This is a genomic window from Cyanobium sp. L1E-Cus, from assembly GCF_024345755.1.
GTDB lineage: Bacteria > Cyanobacteriota > Cyanobacteriia > PCC-6307 > Cyanobiaceae > Cyanobium_A > Cyanobium_A usitatum.
In genome coordinates, this window is the sequence record NZ_JAGQBS010000006.1 from 75871 (window position 1) to 98875 (window position 23005).

General features: G+C 66.8%; 23 protein-coding genes. 13 read left to right on the top strand and 10 right to left on the bottom strand.

Annotation, left to right across the window (positions count from 1 at the left end):
- Position 1: 1 nt before the first annotated feature.
- Both KBZ22_RS07410 and KBZ22_RS07415 read left to right on the top strand, forming a co-directional pair.
- Positions 2-760: an ABC transporter ATP-binding protein gene (locus KBZ22_RS07410; protein ID WP_255021560.1), complete on the top strand. Its 759-nt coding sequence runs from the start codon at positions 2-4 to the stop codon at positions 758-760.
- Positions 761-764: 4 nt separating this feature from the next.
- Positions 765-1691, top strand: a complete 927-nt coding sequence (locus tag KBZ22_RS07415; RefSeq protein WP_255021561.1) for an MlaD family protein — start codon at positions 765-767, stop codon at positions 1689-1691.
- Here KBZ22_RS07415 and bchD read toward each other — a convergent pair.
- Entirely contained in the window at positions 1688-3799 is a 2112-nt protein-coding gene (gene bchD / locus KBZ22_RS07420) for a magnesium chelatase ATPase subunit D (protein ID WP_255021562.1), read from the bottom strand. The two genes, KBZ22_RS07415 and bchD, sit on opposite strands and share 4 nt — an antisense overlap.
- A gap of 23 nt (positions 3800-3822) precedes the next feature.
- On the opposite strand from bchD, the gene folK reads away from it, so the two are divergent.
- The 3 genes from folK to KBZ22_RS07435 are packed head-to-tail and all read left to right on the top strand — an operon-like array spanning position 3823 to position 6471.
- Positions 3823-4407: a 2-amino-4-hydroxy-6-hydroxymethyldihydropteridine diphosphokinase gene (folK, locus tag KBZ22_RS07425; protein ID WP_255021563.1), complete on the top strand. Its 585-nt coding sequence runs from the start codon at positions 3823-3825 to the stop codon at positions 4405-4407.
- Between the two features lie 43 nt (positions 4408-4450).
- Complete coding sequence (locus KBZ22_RS07430; RefSeq protein WP_255021564.1) at positions 4451-5011, top strand: NUDIX domain-containing protein; 561 nt, start codon at positions 4451-4453, stop codon at positions 5009-5011.
- Positions 5011-6471 carry an FAD-binding domain-containing protein gene (locus KBZ22_RS07435; protein ID WP_255021565.1) on the top strand — a complete coding sequence of 487 codons (1461 nt, stop codon included), beginning with the start codon at positions 5011-5013 and terminating at the stop codon, positions 6469-6471. The genes KBZ22_RS07430 and KBZ22_RS07435 overlap by 1 nt, the downstream gene beginning before the upstream one ends.
- On the opposite strand, the gene KBZ22_RS07440 is transcribed toward KBZ22_RS07435, so the two are convergent.
- Positions 6450-7658, bottom strand: coding sequence for a DegT/DnrJ/EryC1/StrS aminotransferase family protein (locus tag KBZ22_RS07440; protein WP_255021566.1), 1209 nt, complete (start codon positions 7656-7658; stop codon positions 6450-6452). The genes KBZ22_RS07435 and KBZ22_RS07440 overlap by 22 nt on opposite strands.
- A gap of 88 nt (positions 7659-7746) precedes the next feature.
- Here KBZ22_RS07440 and KBZ22_RS07445 point away from each other — a divergent pair, with 88 nt between their 5' ends.
- Positions 7747-8328, top strand: coding sequence for a hypothetical protein (locus tag KBZ22_RS07445; RefSeq protein ID WP_315858602.1), 582 nt, complete (start codon positions 7747-7749; stop codon positions 8326-8328).
- On the opposite strand, the gene KBZ22_RS07450 is transcribed toward KBZ22_RS07445, so the two are convergent.
- On the bottom strand, positions 8237-8701 hold the full coding sequence (locus KBZ22_RS07450; protein ID WP_255021567.1) for a hypothetical protein: 465 nt from the start codon (positions 8699-8701) through the stop codon (positions 8237-8239). The two genes, KBZ22_RS07445 and KBZ22_RS07450, sit on opposite strands and share 92 nt — an antisense overlap.
- A complete protein-coding gene (locus KBZ22_RS07455; RefSeq protein WP_255021568.1) occupies positions 8695-9531 on the bottom strand; it encodes an FAD-binding domain-containing protein in 837 nt (278 codons plus the stop codon). The genes KBZ22_RS07450 and KBZ22_RS07455 overlap by 7 nt, the downstream gene beginning before the upstream one ends.
- A gap of 26 nt (positions 9532-9557) precedes the next feature.
- Between KBZ22_RS07455 and fabI the strand changes: the two genes are divergently transcribed.
- Together fabI and hisB are read left to right on the top strand one after the other, a co-directional pair.
- The gene (gene fabI, locus KBZ22_RS07460; RefSeq protein WP_254942055.1) at positions 9558-10340 is read left to right on the top strand and encodes an enoyl-ACP reductase FabI; all 783 of its coding nucleotides are present in this window, start codon (positions 9558-9560) and stop codon (positions 10338-10340) included.
- Between the two features lie 47 nt (positions 10341-10387).
- On the top strand, positions 10388-10978 hold the full coding sequence (hisB, locus tag KBZ22_RS07465; protein ID WP_255021629.1) for an imidazoleglycerol-phosphate dehydratase HisB: 591 nt from the start codon (positions 10388-10390) through the stop codon (positions 10976-10978).
- Here the strand turns inward: hisB and KBZ22_RS07470 are convergent.
- The 5 genes from KBZ22_RS07470 to KBZ22_RS07490 all read right to left on the bottom strand — a co-directional run bounded on the left by KBZ22_RS07470 (position 10975) and on the right by KBZ22_RS07490 (position 16587).
- Entirely contained in the window at positions 10975-11808 is an 834-nt protein-coding gene (locus KBZ22_RS07470; RefSeq protein WP_255021569.1) for an LpxI family protein, read from the bottom strand. The two genes, hisB and KBZ22_RS07470, sit on opposite strands and share 4 nt — an antisense overlap.
- A 91-nt stretch (positions 11809-11899) precedes the next feature.
- A complete protein-coding gene (gene hisS / locus KBZ22_RS07475; RefSeq protein WP_255021570.1) occupies positions 11900-13180 on the bottom strand; it encodes a histidine--tRNA ligase in 1281 nt (426 codons plus the stop codon).
- A gap of 39 nt (positions 13181-13219) precedes the next feature.
- On the bottom strand, positions 13220-14239 hold the full coding sequence (locus KBZ22_RS07480) for an NAD-dependent epimerase (RefSeq protein ID WP_254998904.1): 1020 nt from the start codon (positions 14237-14239) through the stop codon (positions 13220-13222).
- Positions 14236-15180 carry a UDP-glucuronic acid decarboxylase family protein gene (locus KBZ22_RS07485; protein ID WP_255021571.1) on the bottom strand — a complete coding sequence of 315 codons (945 nt, stop codon included), beginning with the start codon at positions 15178-15180 and terminating at the stop codon, positions 14236-14238. The genes KBZ22_RS07480 and KBZ22_RS07485 overlap by 4 nt, the downstream gene beginning before the upstream one ends.
- Positions 15181-15183: 3 nt before the next feature.
- Positions 15184-16587, bottom strand: coding sequence for a nucleotide sugar dehydrogenase (locus KBZ22_RS07490; RefSeq protein ID WP_255021572.1), 1404 nt, complete (start codon positions 16585-16587; stop codon positions 15184-15186).
- 52 nt (positions 16588-16639) lie between these two features.
- Between KBZ22_RS07490 and galE the strand changes: the two genes are divergently transcribed.
- From galE to KBZ22_RS07515, 5 genes are read left to right on the top strand one after another with little or no spacing between them, the layout of a single operon-like run.
- Positions 16640-17683, top strand: a complete 1044-nt coding sequence (gene galE, locus KBZ22_RS07495; protein ID WP_255021573.1) for a UDP-glucose 4-epimerase GalE — start codon at positions 16640-16642, stop codon at positions 17681-17683.
- On the top strand, positions 17673-19754 hold the full coding sequence (selD, locus tag KBZ22_RS07500; protein WP_255021574.1) for a selenide, water dikinase SelD: 2082 nt from the start codon (positions 17673-17675) through the stop codon (positions 19752-19754). The genes galE and selD overlap by 11 nt, the downstream gene beginning before the upstream one ends.
- A 53-nt stretch (positions 19755-19807) precedes the next feature.
- Positions 19808-20839 (top strand): SIS domain-containing protein, encoded by a 1032-nt coding sequence (locus KBZ22_RS07505; RefSeq protein WP_254960354.1) that lies wholly within the window; start codon positions 19808-19810, stop codon positions 20837-20839.
- The gene (gene kdsA, locus KBZ22_RS07510) at positions 20836-21666 is read left to right on the top strand and encodes a 3-deoxy-8-phosphooctulonate synthase (RefSeq protein ID WP_106632223.1); all 831 of its coding nucleotides are present in this window, start codon (positions 20836-20838) and stop codon (positions 21664-21666) included. The genes KBZ22_RS07505 and kdsA overlap by 4 nt, the downstream gene beginning before the upstream one ends.
- Positions 21663-22223: a KdsC family phosphatase gene (locus KBZ22_RS07515; RefSeq protein ID WP_396111814.1), complete on the top strand. Its 561-nt coding sequence runs from the start codon at positions 21663-21665 to the stop codon at positions 22221-22223. The genes kdsA and KBZ22_RS07515 overlap by 4 nt, the downstream gene beginning before the upstream one ends.
- Here KBZ22_RS07515 and kdsB read toward each other — a convergent pair.
- The gene (gene kdsB, locus KBZ22_RS07520; protein WP_255021575.1) at positions 22220-22999 is read right to left on the bottom strand and encodes a 3-deoxy-manno-octulosonate cytidylyltransferase; all 780 of its coding nucleotides are present in this window, start codon (positions 22997-22999) and stop codon (positions 22220-22222) included. The two genes, KBZ22_RS07515 and kdsB, sit on opposite strands and share 4 nt — an antisense overlap.
- Positions 23000-23005: the final 6 nt, after the last annotated feature.

Sequence of the window (23005 nt, forward strand, 5' to 3'; positions counted from 1 at the left end):
AATGGAGAACCTCAGCGTGCGCTGGGGCAGCCGCTGCATCCTTAACCAGGTAAATCTGCAGATCGCCGCAGGCGAGCGCCTAGTGGTGGTTGGGCCTTCCGGAGCGGGTAAGTCAACCATCCTGCGTCTGCTGGCAGGACTGCAGCTGCCCAACAGCGGCAGCTTGAGTCTCCATGGCATCCCTCAGACCTATTTGCGCCTAGATCAGCGTCAGCCTCAGGACGTACGACTGGTGTTTCAGAACCCGGCACTACTTGGCTCCCTAACCGTGCGTGAAAACGTCGGCTTCCTGCTCTATCGCCACGGCCGGCTAGCTGAACGAGAGATACGAGAGCGAGTGGGCGCAGCACTGCATGCGGTGGGGCTGCAAGGCATCGAGGAGCAAATGCCTGCGGAGCTCAGCGGCGGCATGCAGAAGCGGGTCAGCTTTGCCCGGGCCCTAATCGACGACCCGGCCAAGCCAAATGAACAGATGCCCCTGCTGCTGTTCGACGAACCCACGGCCGGCCTGGATCCGATTGCTTGTACCCGAATCGAAGATCTAATCGTGCGCACCACGGAAGTAGCTCGGGCCACCTCTGTGGTGGTGAGCCATGTGCACAGCACCATCGAACGCTCTGCGGAACGGGTTGTGCTGCTGTACGAAGGCAAATTCCGCTGGAGCGGCACGGTTGAGGAATACCGCAGCTGCAGCGATCCCTACGTGGTGCAGTTCAGGAGCGGTAGCCTGCGCGGACCGATGCAACCTGCGGAGCTCTGAATCCATGCGCCGCAGCATCCGCGAAGCAGTTGTCGGCTTCTCCCTGTTAGCCGCTATCAGCAGTGCCGTAGGTCTCTCCTTCTGGTTGCGCGGCATCTCCCTAAGCAGGCAAAACTGGAGCGTCAAAGCCAGCTTCGCCGAAGCATCTGGCCTGGCAGAGCGCTCACCTGTGACCTACAGAGGAGTTTTAGTTGGCAGCGTGCGGCGCGTAACCGTGACGCCCGAGGCGGTGGTTGCTGAACTGGAAATCAACCATGCCGATCTGAATCTGGCTCGGCCTACAAGGGCGGAGATCGGCGAAGCCTCCTTACTAGGTGGTGAAGCCGAAGTTGCTTTGATCAGCAGCGGCCCGCCCTTGCCGCCAGGCTCTGCCAACCCTCGCTCCAATGCCTGCAACACGACCGTAGCCATCTGCAATGGCGCCACTATCGAGGGAATTCAGGGGCCAAGTCTGACCAGCGTGACCACGCTGATGCACAAGATGCTGGTGGAAACCGACCAGATGAAGCTGCTCAACAAGGTTTCAACCGCCGCCAGCAGCTTCGATCGCACCGCCAAGGACACTTCCAACTTCATGAAGGAAGGCCAGTCCCTGGCCAAGGAGCTCGAATCGACGGTGAAAGCGGCCCAGCCCACGATCACCAATCTCAACAGCAGCAGTGACCACCTGCGCCGGATTATCGCCGCCCTAGACAATCCCCAGACCCTGAAGGACCTGAAGGCCACCGTCAGCAATGCCGAGCAGCTCACCGCCAAATGGAATTCAGTTGGGGGCGATGTGACCAAACTCACCGACGATCCCCGCTTCATGGACGGCATCCGCAGCGTGGCCGTTGGCTTGGGCAAATTCTTCGATGAGCTGTACCCGGCCCAGACCGACGTCGCCCGGGACAAGGCCGCCCGAGAGAAGGCCACGCAGACAAAGCCCTAAATCCCGTTGATCGCCTCCATGGCGATGGCAGCGATGGCCTGATCGCTGGCCTTGGGTAGTTGCACGTACTTGCCGCCGGCCGCCTCGGCCAGGTCCTTGCCCATGCCGCTGCCGATGAACTTCCGCTCGGTATCGATCACCAGCAGCTTGATGCCTAGGGCCCGGTACTTGCTGGCCACCTGCTTCACCTCCTCCTTGAGGTCCACCGGCTCCTCGCCCTCCAGCTGGGGTTGACCCAGGGAGCGACTGAGAGGCACGTTGCCGCGGCCATCGGTGATCGCTACCACCACCACCTGGCCCAGATCGCCCGTGGCCAGAGCGTTGGCCCCCACCCGGGCGGCCTGAGAGAGCCCGTGGGCCAGTGGTGAGCCGCCGCCGCAGGGCATCGCCTCCAGACGCCGGCGCGCAGCGGTGATCGAGCGGGTGGGGGGCAGCAGCACCTCGGCCTGCTCGCCACGGAAGGGAATTAGGGCCACTTCGTCGCGATTTTCGTAGGCCTCGGTGAGCAAGCGAATCACGGCCCCCTTAGCGCTCTGCATGCGATTGAGAGCCATCGAGCCGCTGGCATCCACCAGGAAAATCACCAGGGCACCGGCCTTGCGCTGCAGCTGTTTGGCGCGCAGGTCACCGTCTTCCACGATCACCTTGCGATGGGGCTGCCGCTCACGGCGAGATTTCTGATAGGGGGCGGCCGCCCGCAGGGTGGCATCGACAGCGATGCGCTTCACCGGGCCGCGGGGCAGCATCGGCTTCACATAGCGGCCGCGGGAATCGCTGAACACCACCGCCCTGCTGCCACTGCCGCCCGTTTTGGCCTTGGCCGAGGCGAACAGCAGCAGATCCGGATCGATGGCGATGGCCTCCGGATCCAGCAAAAATTCCTCAGGCACTTGGGGCGGCGCCTGATCTTCGGGACTGTCGTCTTGTGATTCGTCTTCTTCAGGTTCGTCGTCTTGATCGTCTTTGTCTTGTTCGGGCTCCTGCTCGTTCTCAGGCTGATCGGGATCCTCCGGCGGCTGCTCCCCCTGGGGCGCTGGCTCTCCCTGGGGCGGTGGTGGGGGTTCAAGGGGCTGGTCGGGATCGGGGGGCGGCATTTGCAGGGCACGAGGTGCAATCACCAGGCGCACTGCTACTTGAAGGTCGTCGGCCTCGACTCGATCGCGGCCGCTGAGGGCGGCATGGGCCCGGGCCACCCGCACGGCATAGAGCTCGCTGCGATGGCCCTCGACCCCACCCCGCAAAGCCTCATTCACCAGATATACGATCTGCTCGCGGGCAATCTGCACATCCGGTAGCCACTGCCGCGCCAGCAGCAGCTGGGTGGCCAGGGCATCGGTTTCCTCCTGCCAGCGTGCACCAAAGTCGGTGCTGGATTCGGCCTGATCCATCGCCGAGCGGGTGATTTCCACCCGCTGCTCAAGCTCCAGCACCTGATTGGCACTTAGACAGATGGCGAAGCGATCGAGCAGGTGATCGCGCACAGGCCCCTCCTCAGGATTGAAGGTGGCGATCAGCAGGCAGCGACAGGGATGGCTGAGGCTGAGGCCCTCCCGCTCGATCCGGTTTTCGCCGCTGCCCACCGCCGCCAACAACAGGTTGGTGACGTTGTCGTCAAGCAGGTTGAGCTCGTCGACGTAGAGCACACCCCGATGGGCTTCAGCCAGCAGCCCTGGCTGAAAAACAGCCTGGCCACTGGTCAGCGAAGCCGTCACATCGACCGAGCCCACCAGCCTGTCTTCGGTGATGCCCAACGGCACCTGCACAAAGGGCGCCGGCACCACTGCGGTGGGCAACAGGGCGCTGGTAGCTACTCCCGTGGGATCGGCACCCAATTCGGTAAGCCGAATGCAGGTTGCCTCGTCCCAGTCATCGGGCCTCTGGGGATCGATGTTGAGGGCCTGGCCGCCCACTTCAAGCACGTCGATCGGCGGCAGCAGGGCATGCAGACCGCGAGCCAACACCGACTTGCCAGTGCCACGACCACCGGCGATCACCACCCCGCCCAGGCCTGGATCGACCGCGGCCAGCAGCAGGGCCAACTTGAGGGTGCCGTGGCCGGTGATGGCGGCGAGGGGAAAGGCCCTACTGGCAACTCCGCTTGCAACCATGGGAGGGCTAAGACCCGATTCACGTGCCAGCCAGTCTCGCTGATCAGCCCAGAGGCAGTGAAGCGGCAACCCTGGCCATCGCCCTAGGCGCCAACCTGCCCAGCCGCTGCGGTGGCCCGATCGCCACCCTGATCGCCGTGCGCCCCCTGCTCGAAGCCAGCCTGCGCCAGTGGGGCCAGTGCCTCAGCTCGGGGCCTACCGGCTTCCGCTGGTCTCCCCTGTTTGAGACCGAACCCGTAGGCGGCCCCCCAGGCCAGCCGCCTTATATCAATGCGGTCCTAGTGGTGGACGGCCTGTTGGCAGGGCTGGGAGCTGACGGGGCAAGGGCAGCAGCCGCTGAGGATCTACTGGAGCAATTGCAAGCGCTGGAGCATGACTTCGGCCGGGAGCGTCAGGCGCGCTGGGCCCCCCGCAGCATCGACCTCGACCTGCTCTGGTGGGGGGATCTGAGCTGCCACACCCCCCGCCTCCAGTTGCCCCACCCGCTTTGGCGGCAGCGAGACTTTGTGCTGGCGCCGCTAGCTGCCCTGGCAGGCCTGGCCCCAGAACCTGGCTGCGCGGTGATAGCGCTAGCAGGCAGACCCGGCTGGCCCGAGCAGCTGGGGTAGCCCTGCGCGATGCTGGCCCCACCGACTCGCGACACGCCCAGCCATGGCGCCCCTCCCCGCTCCTGAGCCCTCGCGTCACCTGGAAACCACCGCGGTGCTCGATGCCCGCAAGATCCGCTTTGAGGTCAACCGCGTCGAGCTGCCGATGGGCGTGGTGGGCACTTTTGGCTTGATCCGCCACCCCGGCGCCTCCCTGGCGGTGCCGGTACTCGAGGACGGCCGGGTGGTGGTGCTGCGCCAGTACCGCTTCGCCGTGGCCACCCGCCTGCTGGAATTTCCGGCCGGCACCCTCGATGAGGGCGAAGATCCCCTCAGCACCATGCAGCGGGAGCTGCAGGAGGAGGCCGGCTACAGCGCCAGCCGCTGGGATCCCCTGGGGGCGATGCTGCCCTGCCCGGGCTACTCGGATGAGGTGATTCACCTGTTCCTGGCCCGCGACCTCAGCCCCCTGGCCGAGCCGCCCGCCGGCGACGACGACGAAGACCTGGAGGTGCTGCTGATGGAGCCCGGCGAACTGGATGCGGCCCTGGCCAGCGGCGACGAATACCTCGACGGCAAAAGCGTCACCGCCTGGCTGCGGGCCAAGCAACTGCTGGGGATCTAATGGCTCCGGAGCGCTGGCTGTTTTGGCATCGCCGCGACCTGCGCCTGGCCGACAACCGGGGCCTGGCGGCGGCCGCCGCCGCCACCCCTGCCGTGACCGGGGTGTTCGTGCTGGATCCCACCATCCTCTCGGATCCCAACATGGCCCCAGCACGGCTGTGGTTTCTTTCTGAGAGCCTGCGGGAGCTGCAGCAGGCCTGGCAGCAGGCCGGCAGCAGGCTGGTGGTATTGCGTGGTGATCCAGCCGAGCTACTGCCCCGCCTGGCCGCCGGCCTGGGCGCTGCGGTGGTGGCCTGGAACAAGGATGTGGAGCCCTTCGGCCGCGAGCGCGACCGGCGGGTGGCGCGGGCGCTGCAGGCGGATGGGCGCAAGGTGCTGGCCGACTGGGACCAGCTCCTGGTGGCGCCGGAAGCCCTCAAAACCGGCGCCGGCGATCCCTACCGGGTGTATGGCCCCTACTGGCGCAGCTGGCGCCGCTGGGTGGAGGAGGCGAGCGCTACCGGCACAGCAGCCTCGGGTGGCCTGGATCCCCTGCCGGCACCGAGCGCCCTGATGGATTGCGAGTCCGCCCAGCTCAGCGGGCTGCCACTGGTGAGCCCCGAGCTGGAGCACGGATTTGAAGGTGGTGAGCTCTGCCCCTGCCGTCCTGGCGAAAAAGCGGCCCAAGGGCAGCTGGCAGCCTTCTGCGATGGCGATGGCCGCTCCATTGCGCTGCTTGGCTACGAACCGGGACGCAACATCCCCGGCGAAGCGGGCACCTCAGGGCTCAGCGCCCCCCTCAAGTTCGGCACGCTCAGCCCCCGCCAGGCCTGGGCCGCCGCCCAGCAGGCCCGGCCGCTGACCCGCAGCGAGGAGGAGCTGCACTCAATCCAGGTGTGGGAGCAGGAGCTGGCCTGGCGCGAGTTTTACCAGCAGGCACTTTTTCACTTTCCCGAGCTGGCCGAAGGGCCCTACCGGCCCCAGTGGCGCGCCTTCCCCTGGGACAACGACAGAGGCTGGTTTGAAGCTTGGCGCGAGGGCCTCACTGGCATGCCAATCATCGACGCCGCTATGCGCCAGCTAAATGAGAGCGGCTGGATGCACAACCGCTGCCGCATGATCGTGGCCTCCTTCCTGGTGAAGGACCTGATCTGCGACTGGCGCTGGGGCGAGGCGGCCTTCATGGCGCGCCTGGTGGATGGCGACCTGGCCGCCAACAACGGCGGCTGGCAGTGGAGCGCCAGCAGCGGCATGGACCCCAAACCGCTGCGCATCTTCAACCCGGCCACCCAGGCAGGCAAGTTTGATCCCGAGGGCACCTACATCCGCACCTGGCTGCCGGAGCTGCGGCACGTGGCCACCCGCGACCTGATCAGTGGGGAGATCGCCCCGCTGGAGCGCCGCGGCTACCCGGCCCCGCTGGTGAACCACAAAACTCAGCAGGCGCGCTTCAAGGCGCTTTACGCCGCGATCAAGGGCTGAGCCAACACAGCGCGCAGCACCTCGATCACCCGCTGCTGCTGCTCGCCGCTGAGCTCCGGAAAAATTGGCAGGCTTAGCACCTCGGTGCAGAGACGCTCGGTCACCGGTAGGGATCCGGGCCCGTAGCCCAGCTCCGCGTAGGCCGGCTGGCGGTGGATTGGGATCGGGTAATAGATGATCGTGCTGACGCCGGCCTCCTGAAGCTGCTGCTTAAGCCAGTCGCGGCAGCAGGCCTGCGGCAAGCCGAAAGCAGCGCTGTCGGCGGAGGGGGTGCAGCTGGCCTCACCGCCGCAGGCCATGACGCCGGCGGGGCAGGCCGGCACCCGCAGCACGAACTGGTTCCAGCTGTGGCCCTCGGGACCGGCCTCGGGCAGGGCAACGCCGGACAGGGCGGCCAGGTGTTCGTGGTATTGGCTGGCGATGGCCCCACGGTGCTTCACCCAGCGCGGCAGGTGGGGCAGCTTGACATTTAGGACTGTCGCCTGGATGGCGTCGAGGCGGCTGTTGTAACCCAGAGCCGTGTGCAGATAGCGGCGGGGCATGCCATGCACCGCCAGCTCCCGGATGACCTGGGCCAGCTCGGCATCCCGGCAGGTGATCGCCCCTCCATCGCCAGCGGCGCCAAGATTCTTGGTGGGGAAGAAACTGAAACAGCCCACATCCCCCCAACTGCCCACGGGCCGGCCCGCCCAGCTGGCACCGGTGGCCTGGGCACAATCTTCGACCACCTTGAGGCCATGGCGTTCAGCGATGGCACATACCCGCTCCATGTCCACGGGCCGACCGAACAGGTGCACAGGCAGCAGGGCCCGGGTAGCCGGCGTGATCGCCGCTTCCAGCTGATCGAGATCGATCAGGTAGCTGCTCTCCTCCACATCCACAAACACCGGCGTGGCGCCCACGGCGCTGATCGCTTCGGCGGTGGCGAAAAAACTGAAGGAAGCCGTGATCACCTCATCGCCTGGACCGATGCCCAAGCCCCGCAGGGCCAGGATCAGGGCATCGGTGCCGCTGTTGCAGCCGATGGCGTGGGGCACGCCACAGGCCGTGGCGAAGTCGGTTTCAAAGCGGGAGATCGTGGCGCCGCCGATGTACTGACCACTGCGCAAAACCTCGAGCACAGCCTGATCCAGAGCTGCACCCAGCTCCTGAATCTGCTCGCTGAGGCTGAACGGGGGCACTTGCATGGCAAGCAACTTACGTCGCCCACCACGCCATATCGGGGCCAGGATGCCACTTAATCTTGCAGCAGGTATCCGGCCTGTGCCCCCGATTGTGACTCCATTCCGGAGACGTCCTGCCCTCGCCACCGCCCTCGCCACTGGCCTGAGCACCGCCTTCGGCGCCGGGCTGCTCAGCGCCTGCGTGCCGGCCCACCGCCACCCCACCTGGGCGATCTATCCGCTGCAAAGGCGGATGGCCCACGACGGCCTAGCCGTGGTGAGTCAGCCCGATGGCTACGGCCTGCACATCTGGATCGACACCGATACCCGCCAGAGCGGCCGCTGCCAACCCCGCTGGAGCGCCGATGCGGCCCGGCTGTTCAACGGCAACGGCACGGCCCCGTTCAGCTCGGGCCTGGCGCCGCGCCAGGAATTCTTCCAAGCCGTCGCCCGCCAGGACGTGCGCCGGGCCCTGCGCCAGCAGAGCCAGGCCCTCTGCCTGCAACAGTCCCCGCGCAGCAGCTTCAGCTGGGTAGAGCCCCCCCGCAACGCCGCCGAAATCAAGCCGGAGCCCTACCCGCTGCTGGAGGAAGCCGACCTGCTCAGCGATCCCAACGCCGTGCTGGAGCAGGAGGAGAGGCTGCTGAACCCCGCCCCCACAGCACCGGCTCAGCCCGGCGCCAGTAGCGACTGAAGCGGCGCAGATCCAGCGGTTCCGGCAGCGCCACAAAGGGTTCGGGCTCCAGCACCTGCAGCGGTAACTGGGCGGCAATCTGCTCCCGCAACAGCCCAAAGCGCGGATCCACCGCAGCGCTGGTGACCACGCCATCAGCCCCATGGCGGCGAGCGAAGCTCAGTACCTCCAGGGCCACGTCGCCGTGGCGCAGGGTCACCGGCAGTTCCAGCAGACACTCATAGATAAAGCCCAGCCGCTTGAGGCTGAGGCGCTGGGTCTCAATGAGCTCCCGGTCGAACACAAACACCGCCGGCGCCCCCGGATGGGCCACCAGGGCGGGATTGGCGGGCCCCAGGGCCTCGCCATGGATCCAGAGCACGGGCTTCAGCACGGGCTGGCTCCTGGGAACAGGTCCGCCTGCAACTGCTCGTAGCTGGCCTCAAACGGGCAGGTGCCGTCTGTGGCGGCGGCGCAAGCAGAGCAGTAGCGGCCGGAGCTGAAACGCTCCAGGTTGGCGCGATTAAACATGTAGGGCTTGCTGCTGAAGCTGCTGGCCACCCACTGCCAGCTGAGGTTGTTGCTGGCCGGATCGCCATCGAGCAGATGCTGCAGAAACCAGCGGGCACCCGCCTGCCACTGGATCAGCCGCCAGTGCACCACGTAGGCCGCCAGCCACATGCGGGCGTGGTTGTGCAGCCAGCCGGTGTGGATCAGTTCATTGGCGAAGCCATCCATGCAGGCCAGACCGGTGCGGGCCTCGAGCAGATCGTCCGGTAGCGCGGCGGCGTAGCGCTCGGGGGGATGGCCGGTCTTGAGCGGCTCCTGGTCGCGCCAGATGCCATCGCCCAGCTGGCGCCAGAGCCGCTGCCAGTAGTCGCGCCAGCCCAGCTCGTTGATTAATTTTTGGGCCGCTACCGGCGGCTGGCCGCTGCGCTCCAACCAGCCAAACACCGCCTCACGCACCTCCACCAGGCTGAGCACGCCGTGGCGGATATGGGGCGACAGGCGCGTCACCGCCCCATCGAGATGGTTGCGGCTGCGGCCATAGGCGGCCGGATCGATGGCAGCCAGGGCCGCTTCGGCAGCCCGGCGCCCGCCCTGAATGGGACTCAACCCACCTGGGGCCTGGGGAAACAGCTGGCGCAGGGTCGCCTCCATCCCATCGCGATCGGCGAACTGGCGGGGCAGATCGCCGGGTGGGAGAGAATCGCCCGATCGCATCGTTCCGGCTCCTGGCCACTGCTCCCATGCTCCTCGATCTGCGCGGCAAAAAGGCCCTGGTTACCGGCATCGCAAATAACAAGTCGATCGCCTGGGGCATCGCCCAGCAGCTGCATGCCGCCGGGGCTGAGCTGGGAGTGACCTATCTGCCCGATGAGAAGGGCCGCTTCGAGGGCAAGGTGCGCGAGCTAACCGCGCCGCTGGCACCCAGCCTGTTCGAGCCCCTAAACGTGCAGGACCCCGCCCAAATCGAAGCCGTGTTTGCGCGGGTGAAGGAGCAATGGGGCTCGATCGACGTGCTGGTGCACTGCCTGGCCTTCGCCGGCAAGGAGGAGCTGATCGGCGACTATTCCGCCATCAGCCCCGAGGGCTTCGGCCGGGCCCTGGAGGTGAGCGCCTACTCCCTGGCGCCCCTGTGCCGCTTCGCCAAACCCCTGTTCAACCCCGGCGGCAGCGTGATCACGCTGAGCTACCTGGGGGCCGAGCGGGCCATCCCTAATTACAACGTGATGGGCGTGGCCAAGGCAGCCCTGGAGGCCTCGGTGCGCTATTTGGCGGCCGAGCTTGGCCCCGAGAAGCAGGTGCGCGTCAACGCCATCAGCGCCGGACCGATCCGCACCCTGGCCAGCAGCGCCATCGGCGGCATCCTCGACATGATCCACAACGTGGAGGCCAAAGCGCCCCTGCAACGCACCGTCACCCAGGAGGAGGTGGGCAGCACCGCCGCCTTCCTGGCCAGCCCCCTGGCCTCCGGCATCACCGGCCAGGTGATCTATGTGGACGCCGGCTACTGCATCACGGGGATGTGAGCGGCACACTGGGTCAAGAGCCTAAGCAGGCAGAGGAGGGCAACCCCATGCGCACCGGCAGCATCCACCGCGTCACCGGCGAAACCGACGTGCGCGTGACGCTGGGGCTCGATGGCAGCGGCCGCTGCACGGTGAACACCGGCGTGCCCTTTCTCGACCACATGCTCCACCAGATCAGCAGCCACGGCCTGATCGACCTGGAGATCAAGGCGCTGGGGGACACCCATATCGACGATCACCACACCAACGAAGACGTGGGCATTGCCGTGGGCCAGGCCCTGGCCCAGGCCCTGGGCGAGCGGCGCGGCATCCACCGCTTCGGCCACTTCGTGGCGCCGCTGGATGAGGCCCTGGTGCAGGTGGTCCTCGACTGCAGCGGCCGGCCCCACCTCAGCTACGGGCTAACGATCCCGGCCCAGAAGATTGGCAGCTACGACACCGAGCTAGTCAAGGAGTTCTTCGTGGCGGTGGCCAACAACGCTGGCCTCACCCTGCACATCCGCCAGCTGGAAGGGGTGAATTCCCACCACATCGTGGAGGCCTGCTTCAAGGCGTTCGCCCGGGCACTGCGCCAGGCGACGGAGCTCGATCCGCGCCGGGCGGGTGCGGTACCGAGCAGCAAGGGTGTGCTGGCTTAGGCCTGATCAGGCTCCCGCGACCACAAAAACAGCCCCAGCCGCTCGGCGTCCGCCATCGTCTGCTCAGCATCAAGCAGCAGGGCGCTGCGGGCTTCCCAGGCGATACCTGCCAGCCCCGCCGCCGCGGCCTTGGCCACGGTGGTGGGGCCGATGCCGGGGAGGTCCATGCGCCGGTCCTGGTTGAGCTTGGGGGCCTTGTAGAGCACCCCGGTGCGTCCCGTCTCCGACCGATCGGTGCGGGTGGTCGCCACCCACTCGAGCATGGCGTCGGTGCCGGGCAGGGCTTCGGTGGCCAGGCACAGCCCCTTGGCCACCACCGCTCCCTGGCCCACGTCCACCTGGGAGATGGCCTCCACGATGTATGCGGCGCGCTCCACATCGGCGCGGTCCAGATCGCTGGGCACGGTGCTGGCATACAAGCCTGGCTCCGGCAGCAGATTTGGCGCCACATCTTCGATACCCACCACCTTCAGGCCGTGCTCCTCAATGATCTGGGCCAGGGCCCGCAGGGAGGCATCGTCGCCATTGCGCAGCGACGCCAGGATGCGCGGCGCCGCCATCAAAGTGGAACCCTCGAAGCGCAGCAGGTTGAGCGAGCGCGGCCGCACAAACTTGCCCACCATCACGATCTGCTCGATGCCGCGCTGCTGCAGCGACTTGATGAAAGCGATCGAGCGCTCGAAGAAAAACTCCTCAGCCGCCGGCACCTCCACCTCCAGGCCGTGGGGGTAGCAGGCGATATGGGTCCGCCCCGCACGGCTGAGAGCCTCCGAGAGCATCCGAGGCAACACGCCCTCACCAGCAATGATCGCGACGGTCGGATCACCCATCAGGGCCGGGCTTACTTCACATACGGGGCTCCGCACAGTAAAAGGCCCAACACCCGGGAGTGGCCTGCTCTGGTGGACAGGTCCTGTGGCGTCATGGCCTCGGCAGGCCCGCTGCGAGCGCCACGAGCAGGGCTTCAGGAGTGAGCCGCTGATCGGCCTGCTCGCCGCCATCGACCCGCAGATCCTTGAGCCCCACCACCCCGTCGACCACCTCCTGCTCGCCGATCACCGCCGCCCAGCGGGCCCCGGAGCGGTCGGCCCGCTTGAACTGCTTAGCGAAGGCCGCGCCACTGGCATCCCTCTCCACCGCCAGTCCAGCCTGGCGGCAGCGCCGTGCCAGGGCCAGGGCCAGCGCTGCTGCGGCCTCGCCACGGCAAACCACATAAAGATCGAGGGCTGGGGCGGCAGCCACCGAAGCTTCGCTCTGACTGAGCAGCAACACCAGCCGCTCCATCCCCAGGGCCCAGCCGATCGCCGGCGTGGCCGGCCCGCCCAGCTGCTGCACCAGGCCGTCGTAGCGGCCACCACCGCACACGGTGGCCTGCGCCCCCAGCTGGCTGCTGGTGATCTCAAAGGCGGTGTGGCTGTAGTAGTCGAGGCCCCGCACCAGCCGGGGGTTGAGCACAAAGGGGATCCCCAGGGCAGAGAGGGCCTGCTGCACCGCCGCAAAGCGAGCCTGGCTCGCGTCGCTGAGAGCGGACGCCAGGCTGGGGGCCTCCTCCAGCAAGGTCTGGGTATCGGGGTTCTTGGAATCGAGCACCCGCAGGGGGTTGCTGTGGATGCGGGCCTGGGAATCGGCATCGAGCTGGTCGCGCCGCTGCTCCAGCCAGGCCACCAGCAGCTCGCGGTAGCGGGCCCGGTCTTCGCTGCTGCCGAGGGAATTGAGCTGCAGCTCCAACCCGCCCACCCCCAGCTCGGCCAGCAGATCCCAGGCCACGGCCATGGCCTCCACGTCACTGCAGGCATCGGCAAAACCGAGCAGCTCCAGCCCGATCTGGTGGAACTGACGCAGCCGGCCCGCCTGGGGGCGCTCGTAGCGGAACATCGGCCCGCCATACCAGAGGCGCTGGGGTCCCTGGCTCAGCAGGCCGTGCTGGATCGCCGCCCGCACCACCGACGCCGTGCCCTCCGGCCGCAGGGTGCAGCTGCGCTCACCACGGTCGAGAAAGGTGTACATCTCTTTGCCCACCACGTCAGTGGCCTCGCCGATGCCGCGGGCAAACAGCTCCGTGACCTCCAGCAGGGGAGTGCGGATCTCAGTGATTGCACTACGGCGGAAGTGCTCGCGGGCCGTGGCTTCCACGTGCTGCCACAGGCGAATCTGCTCTGGCAGCAGATCGGCCATGCCACGCAGGCTCTGCAGCGATGCCAAACCGAAAGCAGCAAGTGGGGTGAGTCTGCCTGCCGGCGCTCAGGCGTAGCTGGCTTGATACCAACGGGCGAAGCGTTCAACCCCCACCTCGATCGAGGTGGAGGGGCGGAAGCCCACCCAGGCCTCGAGCAAGCTCGTGTCGGCAGCGGTGGCCTCCACATCGCCGGGTTGCATTGGCTGCAGATCCCGGATCGCCGGCCGGCCCAGCGCCTGCTCCAGCAATTCAATGAACCGCAGCAGCTCCACCGGCTCGCTGTTGCCGATGTTGAACAACCGGTGCGGCGCCCAGCTGGTGGCAGGGTCTGGAGCCGCGGAGTCAAACCTGGGATTGGCGCTGGCCGGCTTATCGGCGCAGGCGATCACCCCGGTCACGATGTCGTCGATGTAGGTGAAATCGCGGCGCATGCGGCCCTGGTTGAACACCCGGATCGGCTCGCCCGCCAGGATCGCCTTGGCAAACAACATCGGCGCCATGTCGGGTCGGCCCCAGGGGCCGTACACGGTGAAAAAGCGCAGCCCCGTAGCCGGCAGCCCATAAAGGTGGCTGTAGGTGTGGGCCATCAATTCATTGGCTTTCTTAGTGGCCGCGTACAGGCTCACCGGATGGTTCACGGACTGATGTTCCGTGAACGGCAGGTTGGTGTTGCCGCCGTACACCGAGCTACTGGAGGCGTACACCAGATGCACAACGCCGTGGTGGCGGCAGCCTTCGAGGATTGCGCCAAACCCCACCAGGTTGCTTTGCAAGTAAGCCCCAGGGTTCTCAAGGGAATAACGCACCCCGGCCTGGGCGGCCAAGTGAATCACCAGTCGGGGTCGTTCGCTGGCAAAGAGTTCCGCGATGGCAGATCCGTCCTCCAGCTCCAGACGCTGAAAGCTCCAGGACTCCCTGGGGGCAGAGGCCTCGATCCGGCTCAGCCGGGCCTGCTTCAAGGCAGGGTCGTAGTAACTGTTGAGGTTATCGATCCCCACCACCCGTTCACCCCGGGCCAAAAGCCGCTCACACACCGCCGCACCGATAAAGCCGGCCGCACCGGTCACCAACACGGGGCGACTCATAGATCCAACATCTCCCGGAAGTAGGCGATCGTGGGCTCCAGCCCCTGCTCCAGCGCCACCGTCGGCTGCCAGCCCAGCTCCTGTTGCGCCAGCTCGATAACCGGTTGCCGTTGCAGGGGATCATCCGCCGGCAGCGGTTCACAGGTGAGCGGCAAGTCGGGGTTGATGCGCGCACGCACCAGCTCGGCCAGCTGGCGGATCGTAAACTCGCCGGGGTTGCCAATGTTGATCGGGCCGGTGTGGGCCCCATGCATTAGCCGGATCAGGCCCTCCACCAGATCATCCACATAACAAAAGCTGCGGGTCTGGCTGCCATCGCCATAAAGGGTGAGCGGTTCACCGCGCAGGGCCTGCACGATGAAGTTGCTCACCACCCGGCCGTCGTCGGGCAGCATCCTTGGCCCATAGGTGTTGAAGATCCGCGCCACCCGGATCTCCACCCCATGCATGCGCCGGTAGTCGAAGCACAGCGTTTCAGCGATCCGCTTGCCCTCGTCGTAGCAGCTGCGGATGCCGATCGTGTTCACACAGCCCCGGTAGCTCTCGGGCTGGGGGTGCACCTCCGGATCGCCATACACCTCGCTAGTGCTGGCCAGCAGCAGCCGCGCCCCCACCCGCCGCGCCAGGCCCAGCATGTTGTAGGTGCCCAGGAAGCTGGTTTTGGCGGTTTTGATCGGGTTGTGCTGGTAGTGCACCGGTGAGGCCGGGCAGGCCAGGTGCCAGATCCGGTCCACCTCCAGGCGGATCGGATCGGTGACGTCGTGACGGATCAGCTCAAAGCGCGGGTGGCCAATCCACTGGGCCACATTCGCCTTACGGCCAGTGAAAAAGTTGTCGAGGCAGATCACCTCCTCGCCAGCTTCCATCAGCCGGTCCACCAGGTGCGAGCCCACAAAACCGGCGCCGCCGGTGATCAGGTTGCGGGGGAGGGAAGCGGGCATGGCTCAGCCCTCCCCCACGGTCCACACCTGCAGCCCCGCGGCACGGGCTAAGGCGCCGTCGGCCTTAGCGCGAGCATCAAACAGCCAGGCCGGCTGGCGCATCACCGCCGCCACCTGCGGCCAGTCGATCACAGCAAACTGCTGCCATTCGGTGAGCAGCAGCAGGGCATCGGCGCCGCTGGCGGCCTGCTGCACCTCCGGCACCTGCTGCCAGCTGCCCTCGCCAGCGCCGGCCGGTTGACCCAGATCCTTAGCCATCTGGCTCTCACTCACCTTCGGGTCGACAATCTGCAGCACCGCTCCCTCCTCCAGCAGGTCCCGGCAAATACGGATCGCCGGTGATTCCCGCGTGTCATTGGTATCAGCTTTAAAAGCAAAACCCAGCACGGCGATCCGCTTGCCGCTCACCGTTCCAAAAAGCCTGCTTATCACCAGCCGGGCTATGCGCTGCTGCTGCCAGTGGTTCAACGTCACCACCTGCTCCCAGTAGGCCGCCACCTCCTCCAGCCCGTAGTGGCGGCACAGGTACACCAAATTCAAGATGTCCTTCTGAAAGCAGCTGCCGCCAAAACCCGGACCAGCCTGCAGAAACTTCTCGCCAATGCGGCTGTCGGCGCCAATCGCCCGGGCCACCTCGCGCACGTTGGCGCCAGTGGCCTCACAAAACGCCGCAATGCTGTTGATCGAGCTGATCCGCTGCGCCAAAAAGGCATTAGCCGTGAGCTTGGAGAGCTCGCTGCTCCAGAGGTTGGTGCGCAGGATCTTCTCCGGCGCCACCCAGTGGCCGTAAATCGCCGCCAGGGCCTCGATCGCCTCGGAGTCCTGGCCACCGATCAGCACCCGATCTGGCTTCTCCAAATCGGCAATAGCTGTGCCCTCCGCCAGAAACTCCGGATTTGAGAGCACCGAAAAGCTCTTGGCCGGCTGGGTTTCCCCCACACCAATACCCTCAGATGCGGAGAGAATTTGCTGAATCACCTCAGCGGTGCGCACCGGCAGCGTGCTCTTCTCCACCACGATCGTGTGACCCCGGGCAGCTTTTGCCACCGTGCGGGCACTCGCCTCCACCCACTTCAGGTCGCTGGCCTGGCCGGCACCCAGTCCTTTCGTTTTGGTGGGGGTGTTCACCGAGATGAACACCAGATCCGCCCCAGCGATTGCCTCCTCCACAGCCGTGGAAAAGTGCAAATTGCGGCCCCGGCAGCGGCCCACCACCACATCGAGACCCGGCTCATACACCGGCAGGCGGCTTAGATCGGCGCCATTCCAGGCTGCAATCCGCTCAGCGCTGAGGTCCACCACAGTCACCTGCACATCCGGGCAGCGATCGGCAATCACCGCCATCGTTGGGCCGCCCACATAACCCGCTCCGATGCAGCAGATGGAGCGAATGGTGGGCAATCCCATGGAACTCACATAGCCAGGAAGAGAGACTATTCCTTAAGCACGAATTACCTCCATGGCCCAGCTGCTAATCACTGGAGGCGCTGGCTTCATCGGCAGCCACAGCTGTCTGGTGCTGCTGGAGGCCGGCCACAACTTGGTGGTGCTCGACAACTTCGACAACAGCTCACCCGAGAGCCTCAAGCGCGTGCTCGAGCTCGCCGGCCCCTCCGCAGCCGGCCGGCTGCAGCTGGTGGAGGGCGACATTCGCTCCGCTGCAGATCTGGAGCGGGCCTTCGAGGCCGCCCCGGCCGCCCGACCAATCAGAGCCGTGGTCCACTTCGCCGGCCTCAAGGCGGTGGGCGAATCAGTGCGTGAGCCCCTGCGTTACTGGGACGTGAACCTCTGTGGCTCGCGCCAGCTGCTGGAATCAATGCAAGCCCATGGCTGCCGCAGCCTGGTGTTCAGCAGCAGCTGCACGGTTTACGGCCTGCCCGAACAAACACCGATCAGTGAATCTGCCGAGATCCAGCCGATCAACCCCTATGGCCACAGCAAAGCTGCGGTGGAGCAGCTGCTGGCCGATCTGGCGGCCAGTGAAGCGGGCTGGCGCATCGCCCGGCTGCGCTACTTCAATCCGGTGGGAGCCCACCCCAGCGGCCGCATCGGCGAAGACCCCAGGGGCATACCCAACAACCTGTTCCCCTTTGTGAGCCAGGTGGCGGTGGGGCGTCGCGACTGCCTGCAGGTGTTTGGCGGCGACTGGCCCACCCCCGATGGCAGCGGCATCCGCGATTACATCCACGTGATGGACCTGGCCGAGGGGCACCGGGCCGCCTTGGACGTGCTGCTGGCCGAGCCCCCCCAGCTACTCAGCCTCAACCTGGGCAGCGGCCATGGCCATTCGGTGCTGGAGGTGGTGCGGGCCTTCGAGCTCGCCAGTGGCCGCTCTGTTCCTTACACCGTTGTGAAAAGGCGAGACGGAGACGCCGCCAGCACCGTGGCCGATCCACGCCTGGCAACTGAACGGCTCAGCTGGCGCACCCGCCGCTGCCTGGAGGAGATGTGCCGCGACGGCTGGGCCTGGCAGCAGGCCAATCCCGAGGGTTATGGCAACTGAAGCAAGGCTGGTGCTCGCCGGTGGCGGCCACAGCCACGCCCTGGTGCTGCGCATGTGGGCCATGGGCCGGCAGCGGCCGGCCGCCTGGATCACCCTGGTGAGCCGCCACAGCACCGCCCTCTATTCCGGCATGGTGCCGGGGCTGGTCGCCGGTCTTTATGAGCCAGCAGCCTGCGGCATCGACCTGCGCCGCCTTTGCCTGCTGGCGGGGGTGACCTTTGTGCAGGCAGAGATCACGGCGATTGATCCCGTGAGCCGGGAGCTGGCACTGGCGGGGCGGCCCAACCTGCGCTGGGACTGGCTCAGCCTCGATGTGGGCGCAGAAACCGGCGCCACAACCCATGCGGCCATGGCGGTAAAGCCCCTGGAGCCCTTCTTGCACTGGTGCAGCCAGCCCAAATCAGGCAGCGTCCGCATCCGCGGTGGCGGCGCCGCAGCCGTGGAGGTGGCCCTGGCGCTGCGGGCGAGGGGCCAGCAGCCCAAGCTGCAGCTGCGCGGCACCCAGCTGAATCTGGGCTCAAAGGCAGCCAACCAATTGGGGGAGCAGCTATTGGAAAGCGCCGGCATTGCCATCGAGGCCAACTGCCCGGATGACGCCGCCGCCGACCTGGCCTGCACTGGCAGCCGCGCGCCCCGCTGGCTCGCCGCCTCAGGCCTGGCCTGCAACAGCGAGGGGCGCCTGCTCACTGAGGCCAGCCTGCAGGTATGGCGACAGCCAAGGCTGTTCGCCAGCGGCGACTGCGGCGTGATCGCCAGCAGGCCCAGGCCCGCCTCCGGTGTCTGGGCTGTGCGCTGCGCCCAAACCCTGGCCCACAACCTGACGGCAGTGGTGGCGGGCCGCGAGCTGCGGCCCTGGCGGCCCCAGCGCTGGGCGCTGCAGCTGCTGGGCGACGGCAGCAAGCCCAGGCCCCAAGCGGTGGCCTTCTGGGGTCCATGGGCCCTGGGCCCCAGCCCGCTGCTGTGGCGCTGGAAGCAGGCCGTGGATCGGCGCTTCATGGCCGGCTTCAGCGAGCTGAAGGCCATGGGCCCAGATGGGGGCGCAGCGATGGCCTGCCGGGGCTGCGCCGCCAAATTGGCCGCCAGCCCCCTGCAAGACGCCCTGACACGCAATGGCCTCGGAGGCGGCACCCCTGGCAGCGCCGAGGACGCCGCGGTGATCGCCCAGGCAGGCGATGGGTCCCTGCTGCTGCAGAGCGTCGATGGCTTTCCGGCGCTGGTGGCCGACGCCTGGCTCAATGCCCGGCTCACCACCCTGCATGCCTGCAGTGATCTCTGGGCCAGTGGCGCCCAGGTGGAAAGCCTGCAAGCGGTGGTCACCCTGCCGGAGCTAGCTACCGCCCTGCAGGCAGATCTGCTCAGCGACACCCTGGCCGGCATCCAATCGGTGCTGCAACCGCTCGGAGCCCGCCTGATCGGCGGCCACAGCCTGGAGGCCCGCGACAGTCAAACCAACCCGGCCAACCCCGCAGGCCTGAGCTTGGTGCTGAGCGTGAACGGCAGGGCACCCGCTGGGCGGCACTGGGGCAAGGGGCCCTTACGCAGCGGCGATGGGCTGGTGCTGTGCCGGCCCATCGGCACGGGGGTGCTGTTTGCCGCGGCCATGGCTGGAGCGGCCCAGCCCCAGTGGATAGACGCCGCCCTAGCCCAGATGCAGCAATGCCAGGCAAGCCTGGTGGAGCTGCTAAGCCGCCGCGGTTGCCGCGCCTGCACCGACGTGACCGGCTTCGGGCTGTTGGGCCATCTGGGCGAAATGCTGGCCGCCAGCCCAGAAAACTGCCACGTGACGCTGGCGGCAGCAGCTATACCGGCCCTGCCCGGGGCCTTATCCCTGCTGAGCGCAGGCTGGGCCAGCAGCCTGGCCCCTTCTAATGCCAGCGCCCTGGCCCTACTGGAGGAGCGGATTCAACTCCAGGGGCAAACCGATGCAGCTCATCAAGCCCTGCTGATTGATCCCCAGACCTGCGGCCCGCTGCTGGCGGCGATTCCAGGCGACCAGCTGGCAGCAGCCCTTAGCGATCTGCAGCAGGCAGGCTTTGGCGAAGCCGCTGTGATCGGCCGGGTGCACACCTAAACGACGACGCGCCGAACCGCCAGCGAGAATGGGGGATCTGCGAGACCGGCATCTTGTCTGCCCTCACCCGCTGCCTGGAGGAAGAGGCGGCTGCCATAGCAGCTGCTGCCCAGCGCCTCAGCAGCAGCCAGGTGGAGGCCGCTCTGGAACTGCTGGAGGGGTGCCGCCAACGCCGGGCCAAGCTTGTGCTTACCGGCGTGGGCAAGAGCGGCATCGTTGCCCGCAAGATCGCTGCCACCTTTTCTTCAATCGGCCTTACGGCCGTATTTCTCAATCCGGTCGATGCCCTGCACGGCGATCTCGGCATCGTGGCGGCCGACGACGTCGCCCTGCTGCTCTCGAACAGCGGCGAAACAGAGGAGTTGCTGGCGATCCTGCCCCACCTGCGCCGCCGCGGCACGGCCCGGATCGCCCTGGTGGGCCGCCTGGCATCCAGCCTGGCTACTGGCTGCGATGTAGTGCTGGATGGCTCGGTAGATCGGGAGGTTTGCCCGCTAAACCTGGCTCCCACGGCCAGCACGGCGGTAGCTATGGCGATTGGCGACGCCCTGGCGGCAGTGTGGATGGAGCGGGCAGGCATCTCGCCCGAAGACTTCGCCATCAACCATCCAGCCGGCTCCCTAGGCCGCCAGCTCACCCTCACCGTGGCCGATCTGATGGTGCCGGCAACAGCGCTGGAGGGGCTCTCTCCCGAGGCACCCCTGGCCGAGGTGATCGGCCGGCTCACCGAAGGCAGCAACGGCAAAGGCAGTCTTGGGGCCGCCTGGGTGCGGGCCAGCGCAAACCCCGAACTGATGGCCGGGCTGATCACAGACGGCGACCTGCGCCGCAGCTTGCAGCACCATGCCCCCGAGGAGTGGGCTGACCTCCGCGCCGGCTCCATGGCCACTGCTAACCCGATCACGGTGACGCCAGAGGTGCTCGCTGTAGAAGCTCTAAAAGTGATGGAACGCAACCCCCACCAGGCAATTTCAGTGCTGCCAGTTGTGGATCCCGCCCAGCCTCGCCTGTTGCTGGGCCTGCTACGGCTGCACGATCTGGTGCAGGCTGGGTTTACCACCAGTACCGCCGCGGAGCGCCCATGACGGCCATTCCCTTCACCTTGATCGCCGGGCCCTGTGTAATCGAAAGCCGCGATTTGGTGCTTCAGATCGCCGAGCAAGTGAGCACGATCTGCGCTCGAGTCGGCATCCGCTACATCTTCAAAGCCAGCTTCGACAAAGCCAACCGCAGCTCCGGCAAGTCGTTTCGCGGCCCGGGCCCCGATGAGGGGCTGAAGATCCTGCAGGAGGTGGGCCAGAGCTTCGGGGTGCCCGTGCTCACAGACATCCACGAGAGCTGTCAGGCGGCGGCAGCGGCCCAGGCCGTGGATGTGCTGCAGATCCCCGCCTTTCTCTGCCGTCAGACCGACCTGCTCGAAGCCGCCGCCAAGGCCGTGGCCGGCACCAGCAAGGTGGTGAACGTCAAAAAGGGGCAGTTTCTGGCGCCCTGGGACATGGCCCAGGTGGTGAACAAGATGCAGGAATGCGGGCTAGATCCCGCCAGCGGCCGCCTATGGCTCACCGAGCGAGGCACCAGTTTTGGCTACAACACCCTTGTGGTCGATTACCGCAGCTTCCCCCAGCTCCAAGCCCTGGGTTGCCCGGTGATCTTCGATGCCACCCACGCCGTGCAGCAGCCCGGCGGCCGTGGCACCAGCACCGGCGGGCAGCGGGAGTTTGTGGCACCGCTTGCCAGAGCTGCAGTCGCCGTGGGGGTGGACGGTTTGTTCATGGAGACCCATCCAGACCCCGACAACGCCCTCAGCGACGGGCCGAACATGGTGCCGCTGCACCGGCTCGAGGCCCTGCTCAGCCAGCTGCTGGCCCTGCGTCAAGTAGTGGCAGCGGGTGTGGCCCCAAGCAGCCTGTGATCCGCCAGCTGCTGCAACGAACCCTGCTGCGGCGCCGGGATCTTGCGGCGATCGAACTGCTGGTTTGTGACGTTGACGGTGTGCTCACCGATGGCGGCTTGCACTACGACGAGCAGGGCCAGGTGGTGAAGCGCTTCGACGTGCGCGACGGCCTGGCGATCCGGATGCTGCAGCGAGCAGGCATTGAGGTGGCCTTTCTCAGCGGCGGGCGCAGCGGCGCCATCGAGCAGCGGGCCCGACATCTGCACGTCAATCACTGTCTGGTGGGCGTCGGCGACAAGCTCAGCGCCCTAAGCCAGCTCCAGGCCCACCTGCAGCTGGAGCGCCAGCAAACCGCCTTCATCGGCGACGACCTCAACGACCTAACAGTGCGCCCGGCTACGGGTCTGCTGATCTGCCCCGCCGACGGCGCCCGGGGCCTGCGCCGCCAGGCCGACTGGGTGCTGCGCCGCCGGGGGGGGGATGGGGCCGTGCGTGAACTAGCTGAAGCCCTGCTGCAGCAGCGGGGGCTATTGCAAAGCCTCAACCGTGAGGGCTGGCGAGAAGGCAACGCCTAGGCGCCGGCTAGGGCGCGGGCCTGCTCCAGCTGCTCCGGGGTATCCACTGAGAGGCAGTCCTGCGCCACCTCGTAGGTGAGCAGGGGAATGCCGGCGTCGATAAGCCGCAACTGCTCCAACTTCTCCAGGTCTTCGAGCAGGGAATGGGGTAGGGCCGCCCAGCCAGCCAACACGTCGGCCCGATAGCCATAGAGGCCCACATGGCCCCAATAGGTGGTGTGCTGAGCCCACTGCTCGGGCGGCACCCCGCGCAAATGGGGCAGGGCACTGCGGGAGAAGGTGATAGCGCGACCGTCGCGGGCCCGCAGCACCTTCACCACATTGGGATCGTGCAACTTGTCGGCGGTGAGGGGGTAGACGGGCGTGAGCACCGGCGGCCGCTGCAGCTGGGCAAAGTGAGCCGCCATCGCCTCGATGATCGTCGGATCCAGCAGCGGCTGGTCGCCCTGCACGTTGATCACCAGGGTTTCATCAAAATCAGAGGCCGCACCCCCCGCGGCAGCCACCAGCTCCGCCACCACGCTGGCCAGGCGTTCACTGCCCGAGCTGCAATGGGGCGAGGTCATCAACACCGGGAAGCCCCAGCCTTCGGCAAAAGAGCGCACCTGGTCGCTGTCTGTGCACACAACCACGGCCGCCACACCCTGGGCCTGCCGGCAGCGCTCCAACACATGCTGGAGCACGGGATTGCCGGCAATATCGGCGAGCAGCTTGCCTGGGAGCCGCGCCGATTCCAGCCGGGCCGGTACGGCCACCACCACTCGGGGAGCAGACATCTGGTC